Origin of the sequence: Cylindrospermopsis sp. CR12 (genome assembly GCF_001432185.1) — a bacterium.
Taxonomy (GTDB): domain Bacteria; phylum Cyanobacteriota; class Cyanobacteriia; order Cyanobacteriales; family Nostocaceae; genus Raphidiopsis; species Raphidiopsis raciborskii.
Genome location: NZ_LMVE01000090.1, coordinates 1 through 2,582 on the forward strand (window position 1 = coordinate 1; position 2,582 = coordinate 2,582).

A 2,582-nucleotide genomic window follows, 5' to 3' on the forward strand; every position below is an offset into this window, starting at 1 on the left:
CCTCTAGCACGGATACACTATCTTCACCTTGAGGGAGAGTTACCAACAAGTTATCCCCAGAACAACGTGTATTCTGTCTGTTGCTAATACATACAACTGGGTATTGATTCACAATACCTGTTTTAAAATGTACTTCTCCATTTTCATAGAAACGTTGTAACTTGTTAGATATAATTCCACACCGTTTAGTTGCAGGATATTTGTGAAAATCCCGTTCCCAAATAATAAATGTTTCATTACCTCGAGCAGTGCGCACCTTAGTAACTGGCACACCCCCCTCCCTAGTACAGAAAAACTTATTTTCCCCTGCGACACCAGGTTCACCAAAAACAAGAACCGCAGCACCCACCATACTCAAACCCAAAATACTACTCTTTAAACTCACCTGCATCATATCCTCCTTATCAATCAATTATTCAATACCTTAAAACCCAATTAATTCCTTACATAGCCAGCATAACACCTTAACTGATAATCATCCACCGATGTTCCCCCACAAAGTTTACCCCCAACATACTTATAATCCTGTATAATGTTGCCAGACTTTAAAACCACCTCTCTACCAAGTAATATAATGAACACACTTACCATCGGTCAAATAATCACCACCACAGAAAATAAACAATATGAAATTACAGAGAAACTAGGTAACGGAAGCTTTGGTATTACCTTTAAAGCCGAAGAGCTTAGCACCAAACAAATATGTGTCATTAAGCAATTTAAACCTGAAAATAACTCACCAATAAACTTGGAAATAGGACTGAAGTTATTTAAGCGAGAAGCTGAAAAGCTCCGAAAAATAAAACACAATCAAATACCAAAATTCATTGACTACTTTAACCAAGAAAGCGAATATTATTTACTACAAGAATATATAGAAGGTCATAATTTAACAAAAGAAATAACACAAAATATTAAAGATGAAGAATATGTAACTAGACTCATAAAAGACATACTAGAAGTATTAAGCTTCTTGCATAAAAACAATTTAATTCATCGAGACCTTAAACCATCCAATATTCTCAGACGTACAAACGATAATAAAATAGTATTAATTGATTTTGGCGCAGTAAAAGAAATAATTAGTCAAAGCCAAATACAAAACAATAACCAGCGCCCTCCCACGCTAATCAGCAGTCCCGGTTACTCACCTCCCGAACAAATAGCAGGTGAGGGTGAGGCATTTTTCAGCAGTGATATTTATGCTGTAGGAGTAATTGCTATCCAAGCATTAACTGGTCACTCCTTCGACTCACACATTTTTATCCATCCCACCGGTAATGGATTAGGTAACCAATCTAACGAAACCCTTGACTGGCATAGATATGCTCCAAACATCAGCCAACCACTATCAGACATAATTGATAAAATGGTGATGACAAACCACAGAAGGCGTTATCAAACAGCCCAAGAGGCACTAGAAGCAATTAAATCCATGCTTCCATCCCCACCACCCTATCAACCACCCCGAACTCCCATAGCTCCCACCAATATAGCAGAAGACAATAAAGATCTAAAGCTTAGAATTATAGTTACTAGCGGCATAGGCACAAGTATAATTATTGCCATACTCCTAATAGATCCAATTAGAAATATAATATCAAATTATTTCAACCCACCACCCATCCTTAACAAAAAGTATACAGAAAACAATATTGAAATTGCCTATTCCGACCAATGGGACTATAAACCACAATCGTTTGATACACATCTAGTAGAGTTCATACCAAAACAAAATGAATCAAAAGATTGCACATCCAAAATATTCATTAGCAGACAAGAACTACCAACACCCTTATCTGTAGAAGAATACAAAAGAAAAGTACAAGAGCAAATCAGAAAAAACAATAAAATAGAAATCAGAGACGAGACCAAAGGAAACACCCTTCTAGCCAAAAAATCAGCATATAAACTGCGTTACACTATGAAAGAAAACCAATGTGAATTTCAAATATTAGAAATAGGAACCGTCCATGACAGCAAAGGATATTACATATCCTATAAAGGAGTAAAAGGGGAGTATGAAAAATATCTACCCACCCTAGAAGCCATGATAAATACCTTTGACATAAAATAAGTCATAGCGGTTATTTGCAGAAAATGAAGACCCAAAAATTTACCCAGCTGGTTATTATCGGAATTATCGTTGCTTTTATTACCATTCCCTCCCATATTACCCTAGCACTTAGACCAAAAGAAATTGCGGATATTGCCACCCAGGTAACCATTCGTATTACAGGTATTAGCAACGGTTCTGGAGTTATCATTGGTAGAAATGGCAACACATACACAGTATTAACCAACTCCCATGTATTCGAGAATCACCCAACCGGTAAATTTGAAATCATCACCCCCGATGGGAGAAAACATCAATTAAACAACCTCAGAAAAATAGCCAATCTTGACCTAGCCACCCTAGAATTTAACAGTATTCAGGAATATAGAGTAGTAGAACCAGGAGACTCCAACAGAATCACCAGAGGGGAGGATATTTACGTCAGTGGATTTCCTGCGAACCAAGATCTTAATTTCAGTTCTGATAGAATTACCCGGATTATAACAAAAGCAAGACCGGGGGGATA

At 36.9% G+C, this 2,582-nt stretch carries 3 protein-coding genes; 2 read left to right on the forward strand and 1 reads right to left on the reverse strand.

What is annotated here, in order from left to right:
- Positions 1–412: COP23 domain-containing protein (locus ASL19_RS10215; RefSeq protein ID WP_235528980.1), on the reverse strand; the 412-nt coding region annotated here is incomplete at its 3' end.
- 162 nt (positions 413–574) lie between these two features.
- Between ASL19_RS10215 and ASL19_RS10220 the strand changes: the two genes are divergently transcribed.
- A complete protein-coding gene (locus tag ASL19_RS10220; RefSeq protein ID WP_057178259.1) occupies positions 575–2,077 on the forward strand; it encodes a serine/threonine-protein kinase in 1,503 nt (500 codons plus the stop codon).
- A 23-nt stretch (positions 2,078–2,100) separates the two neighbouring features.
- On the forward strand, positions 2,101–2,582 hold a 482-nt coding region (locus ASL19_RS10225), incomplete at its 3' end, for a serine protease (protein ID WP_161808595.1).